Source organism: Nonomuraea sp. NPDC049625 (genome assembly GCF_040675285.1).
Taxonomy (GTDB): Bacteria; Actinomycetota; Actinomycetes; order Streptosporangiales; family Streptosporangiaceae; genus Nonomuraea; species Nonomuraea angiospora_A.
Genome location: NZ_JBFAOQ010000007.1, coordinates 1 through 17,266 on the forward strand (window position 1 = coordinate 1; position 17,266 = coordinate 17,266).

The window sequence follows — 17,266 nt, forward strand, 5'->3', positions numbered from 1 at the left end:
AAGCTGGAGCTGTCGGGCGACGAGGCCACGGGTGCGGCGATCGTGCGCAAGGCTCTGGAGGAGCCGCTGAAGCAGATCGCGGTCAACGCCGGCCTTGAGGGCGGCGTCGTGGTGGAGCGCGTTCGCAACCTCACCCCGGGTGAGGGCCTGAACGCCGCTTCCGGCGAGTACGTCAACATGTTCGAGGCGGGCATCCTCGACCCGGCCAAGGTGACGCGCTCGGCGCTGCAGAACGCCGCTTCCATCGCGGCGCTCTTCCTCACCACCGAGGCCGTCATCGCCGAGAAGCCCGAGAAGAACGCTGCTGCTCCGGCCATGCCGGGCGGCGGCGACATGGACTTCTAGGTCTTTTCTTCGCTGTTCATAACAAGAGCGGCCCGGTTTTCCGGGTCGCTCTTGTTTTCGTTTATCAGCCATTACGTTTCATAATTGATCCGCTACTCCGAGTGAGGAAAGGTGGTGATCACACACCTCAACGAAGGAGTAGAGGATGCTTTCCCGCAGCAAGCGTATTTTCGGCATCGCCATTCTGAGCGCGGCCGCCGCGGCCGCCGTCGCCATCCCTGCCCATGCGTCCAGCACCCCGGTCATCACCGGTCAGCTCATGAAAGTGGTGCAGGCGCCGCTCTGCCTGACCACGGGGACGCTGGCCGGCGAGTCCAAGCTGGGAGTCCCGCTCGTCGAGGAGCTGCTGCCGCAGCTCGGGGCCTCTTGCGCAGTGTTCGCCTGACGCCTGCCGCGCTCTCGGTCTCTCGGACGCCCCGCCCTTCGCGGTGGGGCGTCTCCCTTTTTCCGGCCCGCCCGTTACGGGTGGAGCGGCTCCCCTTTTCGCGCCTGCCGCACCGCCCTCGGGAGGGCGGTGCGGCCGTGGGCGCGGTCAGGTGCTGTAGGTCGGGACGACGTGGCCGCGGGCCAGGGTGTTGGCGGTGATGTTGAAGCCCACCACCGCCGGGCTGGCGTCGCTGTCCACGCCCAGCTTGTCGACCCCGAGGGCGTGCACCGTGAAGACGTAGCGGTGCGGGGTGCCGGGGGGCGGGGCCGCGCCGCCGTACTCCTTGGTGCCGTAGTCGTTGCGGGCGTGGACCGCCTCCGCGGGCAGGCCCTTGAGCTCCGGGCCGGTGCCCGCGCCCGCCGGCAGCTCCGTCACCGAGGCCGGGAGGTCGAACAGCACCCAGTGCCAGAAGCCGCTGCCCGTGGGGGCGTCGGGGTCATAGCAGGTGACGGCGTAGCTGCGGGTCTCGGCGGGCGCGCCGGACCAGCGGAGGTGAGGCGACTGGTTACCGCCCTTCATGCCCCAGTCGTTGAAGACGTGGAGGTCGTTCAGCCGCTCGCCGTCCTGGATGTCGTCGCTCTCGACCACGAGCGCGGGAACCGACGGCAGGTGTTCATGTGGAAGCGGTGCTGGCACGGCATCCTCCTAGGTTGAGAGCTCCTTGCTCAGCCATCCTAGAAGCGGCCGTGCCCGCCGACGATCAGCCCGTCAGCTCGGCCGGCAGCGGCTTGTCGTGCAGGACCGTCAGGGAGGTCACCGCACGGGTCAGCACCACGTACAGCCTGGCCAGGCCCCTGGGTTCGGCCGCGACGATGTCCGCGGGCTCCACGACGATGACGTGGTCGTACTCCAGACCCTTGGCCAGGGTCGCGGGCACGATCAGGAGGCGGTGCTCCTCGTCCGAGTCGGGGCCGAGCACGGCGTGGGAGAGGCCGGTCAGCGCGCGGGAGACGTCGGCGACCAGGGCGTCCGGGGCGATGACGCCGATGGAGCCCTCCCTGGTGAGGACCTCCGCGGCGGCCTCCGCGATCGAGCCTCCGGGGCGTACCGCGAGCGAGCCGAGGCCGGGGCGCAGCGACCGCGGCGCGGCCAGGTCGGGGGCGATGGAGGGGAGCAGCCGGGCGGCGTAGTCGAGGACCTCCCGCGGCACGCGGAAGCCGAGCGTCAGCTCCGTCACCTCGCCTTCGCGCTGGCCCAGGTGCTGGAGCACCGACTCCCATGAGCTGGTCGACCACGGGGTCGTGCCCTGGGCCAGGTCGCCGAGGACGGTGGCCGAGCCGTTGCGGCAGCGGCGGCCGAGCGCTCTCAGCTGCATCTCGGAGAGGTCCTGGGCCTCGTCCACCACGAGGTGGCCCAGGGACGGGGTGCGCTCCATGAAGTCGCGCAGCTCGTCCAGGAGCGCGGCGTCCGCGGCGGACCATTTCGCGGACTTCCAGCTCCGGTACGGTTTCCGCCATATAAGCATTTCCTGCTCATCCGGCGACAAATCGGATTTAGCGGCCTTTGTCATGAATTCGGGGTCGGAGAGGAGGCGATAAAGGACTTGCTCCGGCGTTAGTTTGGGCCAGACCGTATCGACGAGCTGTTTCACCGGTTTCGACCTGGCCACGGCGTCCTGCACCCGGTCGTCGGGCGATTCGCCGCGCTGCTCCATTCGTACGAGCACCATGTGGGCCAGCCGCTGCGCGAGTGCCGCCCGGCCGGGGTTGTATCGCGTGGTGCCGCGCAAGGAGGCCACGATCTCGCGTACCTCGTAGTCCGCCACCCGGTAGCGGTAGGCGCCCTTGGAGAAGACCACGCCGTCCTCGGGCTTGACGATGTGCAGCCAGAGCGCGCGTTCGAGCACCGCCGCCATCCTGGCGTCGCCCTTCAGCGCCGCCACCATCGGGTCCTCTTCGGCGGCGTACTCGCCGAGCAGCCCGCCCACCGTGGTCTGGTCGACCTTGACCTCGCCGAGCGCGGGGAGCACCGAGGAGATGTACGACAGGAAGGCGCGGTTCGGGCCGACGATCATCACGCCGGCCCTGGCGAGCCGCTCGCGGTGGGTGTACAGGAGATACGCGGCCCGGTGCAGGCCCACGGCGGTCTTCCCGGTGCCGGGGGCACCCTGGACGCACACCGTCTGGGCCAGGGTGGATCGGACGATCTCGTCCTGGTCCGGCTGGATGGTGGCGACGATGTCACGCATCGGGCCGGTGCGCGGGCGCTCGATCTCGTCGGTGAGGATCTGCGACGGGCCGATCTCGCCGCCCTCGCCCAGCGGCTCGTCCTCGAACGCGGTCAGCGCGCCGCCGTGGTACCCGAAGCGGCGCCGCCGTACGACTCCCATGGGGTCGGCGGGGCTGGCCTGGTAGAACGCCTGGGACACCGGCGCGCGCCAGTCGATGACCAGGGGCTTGCTGCCGCCGTCGTGCACGTGGCGGCGGCCGACGTAGATCGTGCCGGGGAGGTCGTCGCCCGCCTGCCGGTCGAGGCGGCCGAAGAACAGCGGGGTGTCTGGGTGGTCGGCCAGCGCGGCGACGCGCTGGTCGAGGAGGGACTGGAGGATCTGCTGCGACACCCAGTCACCCGCCGCGTCCGCGGACAGCGACTGGGCGTGGGCGCGCATCGCCTTGAGCGCGGCCCTGGACTCGGCCAGGTGAGCCTGCTCGGAGGCCAGTACGTCGGAGGGTATGTCGGGGGCCAATTGGTGTCCGGGCATGCGAAAGCGCCTCCCTGGGTCGGAAACGAAGGTGGTAAGGCAGCGAATCGGCCAGTCTAATGGCGACGCGGGGCGGCCTCCAAAGCATTTACCCCTCGGCCACCCACGCGCCGCGCCACCCACCGTCCTCGCTGTTCGCCCGCCGCTGCTCTCAGCCTCGGGGCCCAACCGGCGTCGTCGGCAGGGCTCCTCGGAGGGCAGGTACGGCGGCGGGTCGGGCGAGCGGTCATGAGGGTGGGGGGCAGGGCCGATGGGCGTCGCGTCCGCTCGCCCGGCCCGGGTCGGTAACCGGCGCGCGGCGGGGGAGGGATGCTCGACCGGGCGAAACGGCCTCGCGCTGCGCCGGGGAGTCCAAGGGCGGCGGTGGGGTGATGTTCGGGGCGAGTAGCGGTCTGCGGGGAGGGGTAGGGACAGGTGATGGCGCGGATTCAGCTGCGTTTTTCGCCGATCATTCCCACGATCGCCAGCTTCCTGCTCGCCGCCCTCTGGGCGTTGTCCGTCTTCGCGGGCTGGGGGTCGGAGGCGTTCTGCCAAGGCGGCGAGTCCGCTTCGACCTGCTCCCAACGTCTTGGTACGGTCTCCACGGTATCGGGGCTGTTCGCCGCGCTAGCCGCCTGCTGCACAGCGGCCGCCTGGCTCATCCCGTGGTCCAGGCAGGACCCGCGCACGTTCGGGCGGGTCATGGGCGCGGGGGTGGGCGCCTGGGTGGTCGCGGAGGGCGTGCTGTTCCTCGGCGGCCTGATGGCGCGGTAGGGCGCCCCCGCCGGCTCGAAGCTTCTCATCGGTAACAACCGGGAAATACCGAAAAATTCGGGCATATCAGGTGCGTTTGTCGGATCATGGGGGTATGTCGGAGGCGGCGTGATAGTACGCAGGTGAGGGGGGTGGTTCGATTGTCTTCGGCCCGCGGAGTTTCGTGGACGTGACAGCACGCTGAACAGGCCTGGCCGCTCGTGACGAGCGGCCGGGCGTCACACCTCGCCGTGCACGTCGTCGGCGTCGATGATCTGGTACGCGTACCCCTGCTCGGCCAGGAACCGCTGCCGGTGCGCGGCGAACTCCTGGTCCACCGTGTCCCTGCTGACCACCGTGTAGAACCGGGCGCCCCCGCCGTCGGCCTTGGGCCGCAGCACCCGGCCGAGCCGCTGGGCCTCCTCCTGGCGTGAGCCGAACGTGCCCGACACCTGGATCGCGATCGCGGCCTCCGGCAGGTCGATGGAGAAGTTCGCCACCTTCGACACCACCAGCACCTGGATCTCCTTGTCGCGGAAGGCCTGGTAGAGCCGCTCCCGCTCCTTGACCCGGGTCTCGCCCTTGATGACCGGCGCGTTGAGGTGCTCGCCGAGCTCGTCGAGCTGGTCGATGTACTGGCCGATGACCAGCACCTGCTCGCCCAGGTGGCGGCGGACCAGCGCCTCGGTGACGTGGGTCTTGGACGGCGTGGTGGCGCAGAAGCGGTAGCGCTCCTCGGACTCGGCCATCGCGTACGCCAGCCGCTCCTCGTCCGTGAGCGTGACGCGCACCTCCACGCAGTCGGCGGGTGCGATCCAGCCCTGGTTCTCCATCTCCTTCCAGGGCGCGTCGTACCGCTTGGGACCGATCAGCGAGAACACGTCGCCCTCGCGCCCGTCCTCGCGCACCAGCGTCGCGGTCAGCCCCACCCGCCGGCGGGCCTGGAGGTCGGCGGTCATCCGGAAGATCGGCGCGGGCAGCAGGTGCACCTCGTCGTAGACGATCAGGCCCCAGTCGCGGGCGTCGAACAGCTCCAGGTGCGAGTAGACGCCCTTCCGCCTGGTGGTCATCACCTGGTACGTGGCGATGGTGACGGGGCGGATCTCCTTCTTCGAGCCGGAGTATTCGCCGATCTCGTCCTCGGTCAGCGACGTGCGCTTGATCAGCTCGGTCTTCCACTGGTGGGCCGAGACCGTGTTCGTCACGAGGATGAGCGTGGTGGCCTGCGCGTGCGCCATGGCGGCCGCGCCGACGATGGTCTTGCCCGCGCCACACGGCAGCACGACCACGCCGGAGCCGCCGTGCCAGAACGCGTCCGCCGCCTCCTGCTGGTACGGCCGCAGCGCCCAGCCCTCCTGCAGCAGCTTGATCGGGTGGGCCTCGCCGTCCACGTAGCCGGCCAGGTCCTCCGCCGGCCAGCCCAGCTTGAGCAGGGCCTGCTTGACGTTGCCGCGGTCGCTCGGGTGGACGATGACCGAGTCGGCGCCGAGCCGCTCGCCCAGCATCGGCTGGATCTTCTTGGAGCGCAGCACCTCCTCCAGCACCGCCCGGTCGGTGGAGGTCAGGACCAGGCCGTTGACCGGGTCCTTCTCCAGCCGCAGCCGGCCGTACCTGGCCATGGTCTCGGCGATGTCCACGAGCAGGGCGTGCGGCACGGGGTAGCGGCTGAAACCGATCAGCGCGTCGATGACCTGCTCGGCGTCGTGTCCGGCGGCGCGGGCGTTCCACAGGGCCAGGGGGGTGACGCGGTAGGTGTGCACGTGTTCGGGAGCTCGCTCGAGCTCGGCGAACGGCGCGATCGCCTTACGGCAGTCGTTCGCTCGTTCGTGGTCGACCTCGAGCAGCAGTGTCTTGTCCGACTGGACGATCAGCGGTCCATCGCTCACTGGCTTTTCTCCGTGGGGTTCCGTACGGGGCCTCGCGCAACAGGACCATCGTCTCCCGATCCTGGCTCTCCCGCTCCGAGACTCCAACAACCCGCGCGCCCGGATTAGTCCTCGGACGGGCCAAGAGCCGCGGCCGTCAGTCGTCGAGATAGCCGGACAGGCCCAGGAAAAGGATGATGCCGGCGCTGAGCACGAAGCCGAGCCCGAACATGATCCAGCTCCAGATCACCATCGTGCGGGCGGTCTGCGGCTCCGTGCGGCCCTTGCTGAGCGCCAGGCCGGCCAGGATCGCGCCGGGCAGGCCGAGGAAGTTGCAGCAACCGACGAGCGCGAGGAGGTTGAGCACGAGGGAGACGATCGCGTTGGCGCTGGGCCCGTCGTCGCGCCGCGGCGGGGGATAACCGTAGCCGTACGGCGGCGGCTGCTCGCCGTAGGGGGCGCCATAAGGCTGGTACGGGTAGCCCGACGGATCTTCCTGGCTCATGTTCACCTCCAGACACGTCAACACTTATCACGGAAAGGAGGCGCGCCTGACCGCGCTGTGAGATCCCACCATGGATCGCCAGGCCGAAGGCGGTCAGTCGAGGCGGGCCCGCAGCGCCTTGCGATCGAGCTTGAGCACGCTCGTCACCGGCACCGAGTCCACGAACCTCACCTCGCGCGGATACTTCACCCGCCCCACGCGCTCGCGGGCCCACTCGATCAGCTCCTCGGCCGTCACCGTCGCGTCCTGCCTGAGCTGGACGAACGCCACGACCTCCTCGCCGATCCGCGGCTCCGGGCGGCCCACGACGCCCGAGACCACCACGTCGGGGTGGCGGTTGAGGGCGTCCTCGACGTCGCGGGGGAACACGTTGAAGCCGCCCCGGATGATCAGGTCCTTCTTCCTGTCCACGACATAGAGGTAGCCGTCGTCGTCCACGCAGCCGATGTCGCCGGTGCGCAGCTCCCTTCCGATCAGCGCGGTCCCCTCGGGGTCGGGTTCGTGCTCGCCCCAGTAGCCGAGCATCAGCGCCTCGCCCGAGACGCAGATCTCGCCGACGTCCCCGGTCTCCAGCTCCTCGCCCTCGCCGTCGCGGATGGCGATCGTGTAGCCGGGCAGCGGGAGGCCGACGCTGCCGGCCCTGCGCCTGCCCGGCGGGTTGAACGTGGTGACCGCGCTCGTCTCGGTCAGTCCGTAACCCTCGAGGATCTGCACGCCCGGCACCCTGCGCTCGAACTCCTCCAGCACGTCCCTGCCGAGCGGCGCCGCGCCGCAGGTGAGGAAGGACAGGTCGGGCAGCGGGTGCGACTCCAGCGGCTCGGCGAGGAGCAGCTGGATCATGGAGGGTACGACGGTGCCGTACTGGACGTGCTGCTCGGCGGCCAGCGCGAGGAACGTCTTCGGCTCGAACCAGCGCATCAGCACCGCCTGCTGCGGCTCCGTCGCGTGCATCGAGGCGACCGAGATGATCAGCCCGTACGCGTGCGAGAGCGGCACCGGCACCAAAGCACGATTTTTCCCTTCTTGGTGGGACATGTCCCAGACGTCCTTGGCCACCCGCCAGAGGCCACCGTGGCTCAGCATGACGCCCTTGGCCCGGCCCGTGGTGCCGCCGGTGTACATCAGAGCGGCCAGATCACCGGGGTCCCTGGTCACCGGGCCGCGTTCGGGTGCCCGTTCCAGCTCGGCCGTGTCCACAAAAATAGGGATGTCGACGGCGGCGGCCCGTACGGTCTCCACCAGTTCGGGCGAGGTGACGATCGCGGACGCGCCGCTGTCGAGCAGGATATGCCGCAGCTCGTCGGCGCCCACCAGGGACACCGCCGGAGTGACCACCGCGCCCGCCGCCCACAGCGCCTGGTAGATCAGCGGCACTTCGGGGGAGTTCGCCATCATCACGACCACCCGGTCGCCGGGCCCGATCCCGCCCTCGGCGAACCCGCCGCACATCCGGCGCGCCCGCTCGGCGAGCGCGTGGCTACGGTGCCAGACGCCCTCGTAGAACGTCGCGTCGTGATCGTCGAAGCGGCCCCAGGACTCCTCGGCCAACTGGCCCAGCGTTTGCTCGGTCACATGCCCAACCTGATGCGATCGTGGTCACGCCGTCAACCCTTGACTAGTCATGGTGGACGGGGCCCAGTTGACCGGTAAATGACAACATATCTCCCTCTATAGTCGTTCGTGTTTTCTTGTTGGCCTAGATCGTGTAATGGTGGAAGATCTAGGGGCCATGGGGCCTGCCGAGGCAAGGGAAGTCATGATCGACATGTCCGCGTCAAGCGGCCCCGAACGCGAACGTCACGCGAAAGACCAGGTCAGGGTGGCTTTGGTGACGCTCTGCGAGCTCTTCGTAGTAAAAGAAGAAACTTGTTAGGCGTAGTTATTTTCTGTAGAAAACTTTCCAGTCAACCCTGAGGTGAATTCGTGACCGAAACGCCTGAATCGGGCGAGATCGACCTCGATGACATAACGCTCGGCCAGAGCTTCTTAACGGTGTACGAGCACCTGCGGCCGCTCGCCGCGCCGGTCACCAGGGACCTGAAGCGACGGGACGCCGACGCGCTCCTGCGCTCCTACCTGGAGCCCGGCTGCTTCCCCGAGGCCGTACGCCGGCTCAGCGTCCGCCACCTGCTCGTCCTCGTGGGCGAGGAGGAGACGGGCAAGCGGCTGGGCGCCATCGCCCTGCTCTCCCGGATGTCCCTGGCCGAGAGCACGATCACCGTGCTGTCGCCCGCCGGCAGCGCCGCCGACCTGCTGTCCAGGACCGAGTACGAGCCGGGGCGGGCGTACCTGCTGCACGACTGGATCGCCGAGAGCACCGACAGGATCGAGCTGCTCAACCTGGCGCGCAAGCTGGCCGAGCTGGGCTCGTACCTGGTCATCACCAGGAACGGCGTCCCCTCCCAGGCGGCCGAGGTGGAGCAGCCGTGGGGCGTGCCGGAGCCGGGGGAGCTGTTCGACCTGTGCCTCAGGGCGTACGGACTGCGCGCGGGCCACAGCCCCGAGGAGCTCACCCGGGCCCGGGACCTGGCGCTGACCCTGCCGACGCCGGCCGAGGTCGTGCGCCTGGCAGGACGGCTGGTGGGGGACGACGAGCCCTCGGGGGAGGACGTGGCGGCCTGGTTCGACACCAAGCCGCTGCTGCACGAGGTGCGGGAGGTGGCCGCGCTCGCGTTCCTGGATGGGGTGGGCGGGCCGGTGTTCGAGCGGCAGTTCGCCAGGCTTGAGAGGATCTGCCAGGCGCAGGAACGGCGGGTGCCGCGCGTGTCCCATCCGCTGGTCGCCCATGAGGAGGGCCGCGTCGTCTTCCGGGTGCCGCACCACCGCGGGCAGGTGCTCGCGGAGCTGGTCGGACGGTACGGGTTCTGGCTGTGGCAGCCGCTGCGCGAATGGGTGCGGTCGCTGGCCTGGGAGGGGGCCGACGTCCGGACGCGGGCCGCCGAGGGGGTGGCGTTGCTGGCGGCGTACTCGCTGAAGGACGCCCAGCTGGAGTTCCTGGACGTGTGGGCGCGGGGCGGGAACGCGGAGCGGCTGGCGGCGGGGGACGCGCTGTCGTACATGTGCGCCGACGACACGCTCGCCACCGAGGCGCTCAGGATCGCGCTCGCCTGGACGGCCGATCCCCTGGACCCGCGCGCCGCGGCGGCGGCCGTGGCGCTGGGCGGCGGGCTGTCCGTGCGGTATCCGGCCGACGCGGTGCGGCGGCTGCGGCGGCTGGAATCCGGTGGCGGGCCCTCGGCGGGTGTGGCGGGACGGGCGTCGGCGCTGCTGGCCGAGCACGCGGGCCGGTGCCACGACGCCCGGGCCCGGACGGTCACCGCGCTGTCCGCGCCCCTCGCCACGGACGCCTGACCCCACCCCGATGACGCTCGCCGGGGCCGCGGGACCCCGGCGAGCCCCCGCACGCGCCTGAACCCCGCGCATCGAGACCTCAACGCTCCGGGACCCCCGCGCCGCGACCCCCCCGCGGCGGGACCTCGGCGCGGCGGGACCTCGGCGCGGCGGAGGCCGGGGTCAGAGGCCGGCGACGCCGGTGATGCGGTGGAGGGCGAAGCGGTGGACGGCGGCCCGGGTCTCGTCGTAGGCGGTCAGGTAGCCGCCCTCCATCCGAGCCGGCTCCAGGATGCGCGAGGTCGCGTTCCCCTGCGAGTCGAGGTACCCGATCCACACGCGTACCCCCTGCTTGATCGCCTCCTGCAGGGCCGAGATCGTGGCCGTCGCGGGCCCGCGCGGCACCTGCCCGCCCGGCGCGTCCACGGGCTCGCGCCGCGCCAGGTGCGCCGCGTCACCGGCCCGCAGCGCGCGCACGGCCGCCGTCGCCACCTCCGGGTCCAGGCCGTTGGGAGACGCCACGGCGCGTACCGGCGCCAGCCCCTCGGTACGGCGGCTGTCGAGCTGCGAGATGATCACGTCGCCGTCGAGCGACTCGGCGACGGGCGCGTACCCCATCGCACGCAGCGAGTCGACCAGCGCCGCCCTGGACGAGCGGGAGGCGATCACGGTGGGGGCCAGCCTGCGCAGCCGCAGCGCGGTGGAGCGCCGGTCGGCGGTGATCTGGTCGAGCAGCGCCGGGTCGTCGCACCTGATGTACGCGCTGGCCGTGCCCACCCGGATGCGCCCGTGGCGCCTGGCCACGTCGGTCACCAGGTACGACAGCGCCTGCGGCACCGGCGTGGCCGAGTGGCGGGTCAACATCGACACCAGCTCCTCGCCCCCGTGCCCCGCGTCGAGCGCCCGCCTGATCGAGCTCTCGCTGAACCGGTAGACGGTGGCCCCGCCCTTCGACTCCACGTCGGCGGTGAGCGTCATCCAGCGGTTGAGCTCGCTCGTCAGCGGCCCCGGCGCGACGGCGGTGAGGTCGGCCTGGAGCAGCACGTGGTCGACGGGCTCGGGCAGCAGCGGCGCGAGCACCTCCGCGGGCTCGCCGCCTTCGAGCAGCGCCCGCCCGTGCGCCGACAGCGCGCCCAGCCCCGTCACGCCGACCTGCTCGGCCTCCCGCAGCGCGAACTCGGTGAGCTGCTCGCGCAGCGGCCCCCGGCGGCGCGGCTGCTCCCACGCCAGGCGTTCGAGGACCGAGTCGCGCGAAGGCGCGAGGCCGGGGGCGGCGGCGAGCACGCCCAGCGTGGCCGCCCTGACCCCGGGCGCGGAGGAGCGGCGCAGATCGGTGTGCAGGGCGTTGAACGGCCTGTCCCGATCGTCCCGGTCACCGACCAGGCCGGGTACGCGGTCCATGTGCAGCCAGGTGAGCGCGAGGGTGACCCACCGGTCTGCGGTCGCCCTGACCCGCCAGAGGTCGTAGCCGGAGGTCGGCAGCCACTCGCCGTCCACGCCGCCGCCCGCCGCGATCAGCCCGGCCGCGTGCGCCACCTCGATGACCAGCGCCGCCGCCCACTCGGGCAGGTCCAGCTCGCTCGTCGCGCGCTTGAGGTCGCGCACGCCCAGGCCGCCGGTACGCAGCACGCCGGGCGGCTCGACGCTCCACCGCTCGCACAGCTCCTCGACCGACCTGACGAACGCGAACGCCTGCCCGGCCGCCGTACGATCGGCCAGCTTCCGGTCGCGCGCCGTCCCTTCGAGCGGCGGCGGGAGGGCCAGCAGGCCGCGGTGCACCCGGCCGCCACGCAGGTAGAGGCCGACCTCGCGGGGGAGGGTCACGCTCTCCTCGCCGGTGGCCGCCAGCAGCCCTCTGGCCAGCAGCTCCTCGATGGGCGAACGGGCGGAGGCCACGCTCACCTCACGCCTGGCGTTGGGCACGCGCCCGGTCGGCGGCCCCCAGGCGAGCTGGTCGAGCGCGCCCCTGGCCTCGGGTGAGACGGACCCGACCAGGGCGGCGGGCTCCGCCAGCGCGGCAGCCAGCCGTTCCTTGCCCGAGCCCTCGGTGCCCGGCGCGACCTCGTCGGCCATCTCGTCGAGCTGCTCGGGCGCGTGATGCCGGAACGCGTCGACCGCCTTCGGCCCGAGCCCGGCCGGGTCCTCGAGCACCTTGCGCACGCCGGGCCCCAGGTCGAGCGCGTCGTCGGGCCCGAAGACCAGCGCCAGCTCGAACAGCCGGTCCAGCGCGGCCGACAGCGCGGGCTCGGCGTCGCGCGTCCCGCTCTCCGTGCCGCGCGCCCCGCTCTTGGCGTCGCGCGCGCCGCTCTCCGCGTCATCGTCCGCCAGGGCCGCGGCCACGAGCTCGCGCAGCCGCTCCTTGGGCATCGGCCCGTCCCGTACGGCCAGCGTCTCGACGACGGCCAGCGTGAAACGGTCGAGCCGGTCGAGCACCCTGGCGATCGCCGACGGGCTGCCCGCCCGCGACGCCAGGCCTTCCAGATGCGCGGGCACCGGAGTGATCAGCTCGGGCCGCGCGGAGACGAGCGCCCGCAGCTGTTCGTCGGTGCGCCCCCTGATCCACTCCGTGAACTCCATCGTTGCCATGGTATGTCCCACCTGATTGGGGCAGCATTGCTTGACGTGATAGAGCGCGCGGACCAGCTCGTCCTGAACTACGTCTCCAAGGCGGCCGATGCCGCCCACGGCGTGCTCAGGGCCGACCAGCGGCTCGACTTCGCCAAGCGATTGCGCGCCAGGATCGAGGAGGAGCGGCGCGGCAGCCAGAACGCGCGCGAGGTGTCGAAGGTGCTGGCCAGGTTCGGCGACCCGGTGGCGCTGGTGGAGCGCGAGGCACGCCGGCTCGTCGAGGCGGGCGTCCCCACCATGCGCACCCCCATGGGCTCCGCCGAGCAGGGTCAGCCGTCCGGGGACGAGAGCTCCACGCGGCGCTTCCCCACGATCGTGGACGACGCCGACGCGCCCCCTGGCGTCCAGACGTACCGGAGGATCGCCAGGGAGAGCCTCGGCAGGGGCCGGGGCCTGCCGTTCGCCGGGCTGCGCAGGATGGCCATGTCCAGCGCGAACCCCATGGCGACCGGCGGCAGGGACGCCAGGACCCTGGTCAAGGAGCATCCGCGCGACGCCGCCGCGATGGTCGTCCTCGTGGTGGCCGCGCTGCTGCTGCCGTTCGACCTGCCGCCGGTGGCGATCTTCGAGATCCCCGTGCTGGTGTGGGCGGCCGGGGCGGTGCTCGTGCTGTTCAGCGAGAGCTGGAGCCTGCGCGACAAGCTGCTCGGGATCGGGGCGCCGCTGCTCGGCTACTCGGCGGGCGGCGTGCTCGTCGGTGGCCTGCGGGTGGGGAGCGAGCCGGGGTTACAGGCGTTCTTCGCGCAGTTCTACAGCGTCAGCGGCACCATGTTCATGATCGGTACGGGGCTGGGCGTGGTGTGGCTGGCCTACCGGCTGCTCGACGTCAGCTGACCGGCGCGGGGCTGGGCAGCAGGCCGACCGCCAGGCGCACCCACCCGGCGACGAACTGGTCCTTGTCCGCGTAGCCCGGCAGCTCGCCCACCGTCTCCTGGAACAGCCGGTAGTGCACCACGGAGCCGCCCAGCACCACGGAGATGCCGGCCCAGTCGACCTCGACGTCCTTGTACTCGGGCTGCGCCCTGAACCAGGTGACGATCGCGTCGAACATGGGCTGCAGCAGCCCTTCCCTGACCACGGCGACCAGCTCGGGGAACTGGCTCAGGTCGCGGAAGAACACCCGGGTGAGCTCGGACTCCTCGCGGACCTTGGCCAGCCCGGCGCGGCACAGGTGGGACAGGCGATCTTCCAGCGCCGCCGACGCCTCCATGCTGCTCAGCTCGGCCAGGCTCTCCGCCACCTGGCTCCTGGTGCGGGCGGCGTGCTCGTTGATCGCCGCGGCGAGCACTTCGTACTTGGACTTGAAGTGCCGGTAGAGCCCGCCGGCTCCGGGCGAGAGCCCTGAGGCGGCCTCGATCTCCGCCACGGAGGTGGCGGAGTAGCCCCGCTCCGCGAACAGCCGCAGGGCCTCATCGATGATCCGCGCACGGGTCGATCTGGTCATATCTATCCTGTTACCTCCGCCTTGAGAGTAGTCGCAGTGTGTGGCGGGGACCGCACTTACGGAGCGGCGCGCCGGATCAGGCCCGCCAGCGCCGAGCCGATGATCAGCCAGACGATCGCGGCCAGGCCGTAGTTGACCAGCGCGGTCCAGCGCGGGTCGGCGAGCTGGAACAGGTTGGCCAGGCCCAGCGACAGCCAGCCTGCGAGCGACTCGACGAACTGGTACCAGACGTTGGCCGGGTTGGCCTTGAACACCGTGAAGACCGCGTACAGGATCACGACCAGCGCCGCCATCCGCGAGGCGACCTTGACCAGATAGGCCAGGGCCGACACGGTCCGGGTCCAGACCGTCACGGCCGGGCCGCCGGGCCGGGCGGGTCTGTGGGGGCGCGGCGGGGCGGAGGAGGCGACGAGCCGGTCTCCGGCGTGCGGCGGTTGGGGGGCGTTGGTCACGGCCGGTCCTCTCCGATAAGTAATTCCTTTCTTCCCATTCCCACGGTCCCACAACAAGAGGCCGTTACGGGTCGTTGGACGGCGTTTGGCATCCTGCACATGTGACCACTTCCGTTGGATTCGACCTTGACATGACATTGGCGGACACGCGAGAGGGCATCGCGGCCGTTTACGACGAGCTGTCCGTGCGTTTGGGCGTGCCCATTGACTCGGCCGCGGTGGTGACCCGGCTGGGGCCGCCGCTGGAGGTGGAGCTGGCCAACTGGCTGCCCGCCACGGAGGTCGCCGCGGCCGCCGACCTTTATAGGGAGATATATCCGCAAATAGGGGTGCCGGTGCACACGGCCATGGCAGGCGCGTACGACGCCATCGAGGCCGTACGCGCAGGCGGCGGCCGGGTGATCGTGGTGACCGGCAAGAACCTGCGTGACGCCATCGGCACGGTCAAGGTGCTCGGTCTGGCCGTGGACGAAGTGGTCGGTTCCGTTTTCGGAGCCGCGAAGGGATCGGCACTCGCGCGCTTCGGCGCGGCGGCTTATGTTGGTGACCATGTCGCGGACATCGAGGCGGCGCGCGCGGGCGGCGCCGTGAGCGTGGCGGTCGCGACCGGTCCATACACGGCAGGAGAGCTGCGTGAACACGGAGCCGATGTGGCGCTGGCCAACCTGACCGAATTCGCCACCTGGTTCGCAGGTTGGCGCAAGCATGATGAACTCCGGTAATTGCCCGGGATTTACCCGGTCGCCCTGGCGCGCTCCGGGGCATAACCTACATCCATCCATCTTTTCGACTGTTTGAACGAGGTCCTCCTGTGCCGAGTGGCAAGGTCAAGTGGTACGACGCCGACAAGGGTTTCGGCTTCCTCACCCGCGACGACGGCGGTGAGGTCTTCGTGCATTCCTCCGCGCTTCCCACAGGTGCGGCCCCGCTCAAGCCCGGCCAGAAGGTCGAGTTCGGCGTGGCCGAAGGGCGCCGCGGCCAGCAGGCGCTCTCGGTGCGGATTCTCGAGCAGCCGCCGACGCTGGCCAAGCCCAAGCCCAAGGCCAAGCGGAAGAAGCCGGATGAGATGGTCGTCATCGTCGAGGACCTGATCAAGCTGCTCGACGACGTCTCGACGTCCTACCAGCGGGGCAAGCATCCGGAGGCGGCCCACGCCAAGAAGATCGCGCAGGTGCTCAGGGCCGTCGCCGACGACCTCGACGCCTGAGACCCCCGGCGTCAGGTGTTCGGATTGGTGAGCGGTTTGGTCGGGTCGAGCGAGTCGGTCAGCTGGAGCTCCTGACCGCCCGCCTCGGCCCGCTGCCTGCGCAGCTTGTCGTCGGTCGCCCGCACGCGCCGCCGCCTGGCGATCAGCAGCCAGCCGAGCGTGGCCGTCAGCGCGACGGCCAGCGTGACCAGCCCGGCCACGCTGCTCTCCGACAGCGACAGCACCAGCCCGACCAGGCCGCCGAACACCCAGGCGAGCTGGAGCATCGCCTCGACCACGCCGAACGTGGACGAGCGCACCTCCTCGCCGATCTCTCGCTGCACGATCGCGTCGAGCGCGAGCTTGCCCAGCTCCTGGGCGAAGGCCGTGACCAGCGAGATGGCCAGCGCGGTCCACAGGCCGAAGAAGATCGCGGTCGCGATGCTGGTCACGACGGTCACGGCCAGCGTGACCAGCACGATCAGCTGCGGCGAGTGATTACGCGTCCAGTTGGCCACGGCGGCGCCGGCCAGGCCCCCCAGCCCGGCCGCGGCCGCCAGCAACGCGATCGTCTTGGGGATGTCGAAGAACGGATCCTGCAGCTGCCCGGCCGCGAGCCAGGGCACCGCCTTGTCCTGCACCAGGAACAGCAGGAAGAACAGCAGGAACCCGGAGAAGACGCGCAGCGCCACGTTGGCCCAGACGGCCTCGGCCACCGCGGGGCCCACCTTGAGCAGGGTGCGCCAGCGCGGCGCGGCTCCCTCCTCCTCCAGGTCGGGCGAGTCGATGTGGCGCGGCAGGCGTACGGCGGCGACTCCCAGCAGCAGGAAGGCCACCATCGCGACGCGCAGCACCAGCGCGCTGCCCAGCCAGGCGGTCAGCCCGGCGCCGAGCGGCACCGCGACCCCCGCGGAGACTAACGTGAACAGCGCCACCCGCGCGTTCGCCGACACCAGCGTGATGTCCGCGGGCAGCACGCTCGGCATGATCGCGGCCCGCGACACGTTGTACGCCTTCGACAGCACGAGCACGCCCAGCGCCCCGATGAACAGCGTGGGCAGGTCGCCGGGGCCCACCGCGGCCGCCATCGCGAAGCAGAGCAGCCCCCGCCCGAACAGCGTGCCCGCCATCACATAGCGCCGCCCCGACCTGAACCGGTCGAGGATCGGCCCCACGAACGGCGCCAGCAGCCCGAACGGCAGCATCGTGATGACCAGGTAGAGGGCCACCGAGCCGCGGGCCTCGCCCACGGGCACGCCGAAGAACACCGTGCTCGCCAGTGCCACCGTGACCAGCGCGTCACTGGCGCTGTTGCCCGCCGACAGCTCGATCAGCCGGCCGAGCCCGGTGCGGCCGGCGCCGTTGGCGTAGGTGAGGCGCCGGGTGGCCTTGCCGACTTTTCGCGCACCTTTTGCCGTGGCCTTGCCCGCCCGTGCAGTGCCGCTGGCCGTGGCCTTGCTCGCGCGCACGGTGGCGCCGGCAGTGGCCCTGCTCGCGCGCACACCGGCGCGTCCCGCGTCGGCGGCCCCGCGTGCCACCCGCCGCGAGATGTCGCGTGCTCGGCCCCAGCCTCCCTCCACGCATACCAGTCTTACCTGATTCATCCGCGATCTCGGTGCGGGATCCCCCGTTGTGGGACTCTCAGGTCCGC

At 71.0% G+C, this 17,266-nt stretch carries 16 protein-coding genes; 7 read left to right on the forward strand and 9 right to left on the reverse strand.

Going from position 1 to position 17,266, the window contains the following annotated elements:
- The coding region (locus tag AB0J87_RS29060; RefSeq protein ID WP_363970144.1) for a TCP-1/cpn60 chaperonin family protein at positions 1–345 on the forward strand (345 nt) is incomplete at its 5' end.
- A 145-nt stretch (positions 346–490) separates the two neighbouring features.
- Entirely contained in the window at positions 491–730 is a 240-nt protein-coding gene (locus AB0J87_RS29065; protein ID WP_350738540.1) for a hypothetical protein, read from the forward strand.
- Between the two features lie 147 nt (positions 731–877).
- On the opposite strand, the gene AB0J87_RS29070 is transcribed toward AB0J87_RS29065, so the two are convergent.
- On the reverse strand, positions 878–1,408 hold the full coding sequence (locus AB0J87_RS29070; RefSeq protein ID WP_350738536.1) for a YbhB/YbcL family Raf kinase inhibitor-like protein: 531 nt from the start codon (positions 1,406–1,408) through the stop codon (positions 878–880).
- Positions 1,409–1,472: 64 nt separating this feature from the next.
- Entirely contained in the window at positions 1,473–3,473 is a 2,001-nt protein-coding gene (locus tag AB0J87_RS29075) for an AAA family ATPase (RefSeq protein ID WP_363970147.1), read from the reverse strand.
- 417 nt (positions 3,474–3,890) lie between these two features.
- Between AB0J87_RS29075 and AB0J87_RS29080 the strand changes: the two genes are divergently transcribed.
- On the forward strand, positions 3,891–4,226 hold the full coding sequence (locus tag AB0J87_RS29080) for a hypothetical protein (protein WP_350738530.1): 336 nt from the start codon (positions 3,891–3,893) through the stop codon (positions 4,224–4,226).
- Between the two features lie 218 nt (positions 4,227–4,444).
- On the opposite strand, the gene AB0J87_RS29085 is transcribed toward AB0J87_RS29080, so the two are convergent.
- From AB0J87_RS29085 to AB0J87_RS29095, 3 genes are all read right to left on the reverse strand, one after another.
- Entirely contained in the window at positions 4,445–6,091 is a 1,647-nt protein-coding gene (locus AB0J87_RS29085; protein ID WP_363970150.1) for a DNA repair helicase XPB, read from the reverse strand.
- Between the two features lie 136 nt (positions 6,092–6,227).
- Positions 6,228–6,575 (reverse strand): hypothetical protein, encoded by a 348-nt coding sequence (locus AB0J87_RS29090; protein WP_363970152.1) that lies wholly within the window; start codon positions 6,573–6,575, stop codon positions 6,228–6,230.
- A gap of 93 nt (positions 6,576–6,668) precedes the next feature.
- The gene (locus AB0J87_RS29095; protein WP_363970154.1) at positions 6,669–8,147 is read right to left on the reverse strand and encodes an AMP-binding protein; all 1,479 of its coding nucleotides are present in this window, start codon (positions 8,145–8,147) and stop codon (positions 6,669–6,671) included.
- A gap of 351 nt (positions 8,148–8,498) precedes the next feature.
- Here AB0J87_RS29095 and AB0J87_RS29100 point away from each other — a divergent pair, with 351 nt between their 5' ends.
- Entirely contained in the window at positions 8,499–9,926 is a 1,428-nt protein-coding gene (locus AB0J87_RS29100; protein WP_363970156.1) for a hypothetical protein, read from the forward strand.
- 162 nt (positions 9,927–10,088) lie between these two features.
- Here the strand turns inward: AB0J87_RS29100 and AB0J87_RS29105 are convergent, their stop codons facing one another.
- Positions 10,089–12,482, reverse strand: a complete 2,394-nt coding sequence (locus AB0J87_RS29105) for a helicase-associated domain-containing protein (protein WP_363970158.1) — start codon at positions 12,480–12,482, stop codon at positions 10,089–10,091.
- Positions 12,483–12,527: 45 nt separating this feature from the next.
- Between AB0J87_RS29105 and AB0J87_RS29110 the strand changes: the two genes are divergently transcribed.
- Positions 12,528–13,367 (forward strand): hypothetical protein, encoded by an 840-nt coding sequence (locus AB0J87_RS29110; RefSeq protein WP_363970160.1) that lies wholly within the window; start codon positions 12,528–12,530, stop codon positions 13,365–13,367.
- On the opposite strand, the gene AB0J87_RS29115 is transcribed toward AB0J87_RS29110, so the two are convergent.
- Positions 13,360–13,977 (reverse strand): helix-turn-helix domain-containing protein, encoded by a 618-nt coding sequence (locus AB0J87_RS29115; RefSeq protein WP_363970162.1) that lies wholly within the window; start codon positions 13,975–13,977, stop codon positions 13,360–13,362. The genes AB0J87_RS29110 and AB0J87_RS29115 overlap by 8 nt on opposite strands.
- A 56-nt stretch (positions 13,978–14,033) precedes the next feature.
- Positions 14,034–14,429, reverse strand: coding sequence for a hypothetical protein (locus AB0J87_RS29120; protein ID WP_363970164.1), 396 nt, complete (start codon positions 14,427–14,429; stop codon positions 14,034–14,036).
- A 101-nt stretch (positions 14,430–14,530) separates the two neighbouring features.
- On the opposite strand from AB0J87_RS29120, the gene AB0J87_RS29125 reads away from it, so the two are divergent.
- Both AB0J87_RS29125 and AB0J87_RS29130 read left to right on the forward strand, forming a co-directional pair.
- Positions 14,531–15,151 carry an HAD family hydrolase gene (locus tag AB0J87_RS29125; RefSeq protein WP_350738505.1) on the forward strand — a complete coding sequence of 207 codons (621 nt, stop codon included), beginning with the start codon at positions 14,531–14,533 and terminating at the stop codon, positions 15,149–15,151.
- Positions 15,152–15,240: 89 nt separating this feature from the next.
- Complete coding sequence (locus AB0J87_RS29130; protein ID WP_185068960.1) at positions 15,241–15,636, forward strand: cold-shock protein; 396 nt, start codon at positions 15,241–15,243, stop codon at positions 15,634–15,636.
- A gap of 11 nt (positions 15,637–15,647) precedes the next feature.
- Here AB0J87_RS29130 and AB0J87_RS29135 read toward each other — a convergent pair whose 3' ends face one another.
- Positions 15,648–17,195, reverse strand: coding sequence for an MFS transporter (locus tag AB0J87_RS29135; protein WP_363970167.1), 1,548 nt, complete (start codon positions 17,193–17,195; stop codon positions 15,648–15,650).
- Between the last annotated feature and the right edge of the window lie 71 nt (positions 17,196–17,266).

Coding starts and splice junctions, on each gene's coding strand:
- AB0J87_RS29065 (WP_350738540.1), top strand. CDS start 491: ATGCTTTCCCGCAGCAAGCGTATTTTCGGCATCGCCATTCTGAGCGCG.
- AB0J87_RS29075 (WP_363970147.1), bottom strand. CDS start 3,473: ATGCCCGGACACCAATTGGCCCCCGACATACCCTCCGACGTACTGGCC.
- AB0J87_RS29080 (WP_350738530.1), top strand. CDS start 3,891: ATGGCGCGGATTCAGCTGCGTTTTTCGCCGATCATTCCCACGATCGCC.
- AB0J87_RS29090 (WP_363970152.1), bottom strand. CDS start 6,575: ATGAGCCAGGAAGATCCGTCGGGCTACCCGTACCAGCCTTATGGCGCC.
- AB0J87_RS29105 (WP_363970158.1), bottom strand. CDS start 12,482: ATGGAGTTCACGGAGTGGATCAGGGGGCGCACCGACGAACAGCTGCGG.
- AB0J87_RS29115 (WP_363970162.1), bottom strand. CDS start 13,977: ATGACCAGATCGACCCGTGCGCGGATCATCGATGAGGCCCTGCGGCTG.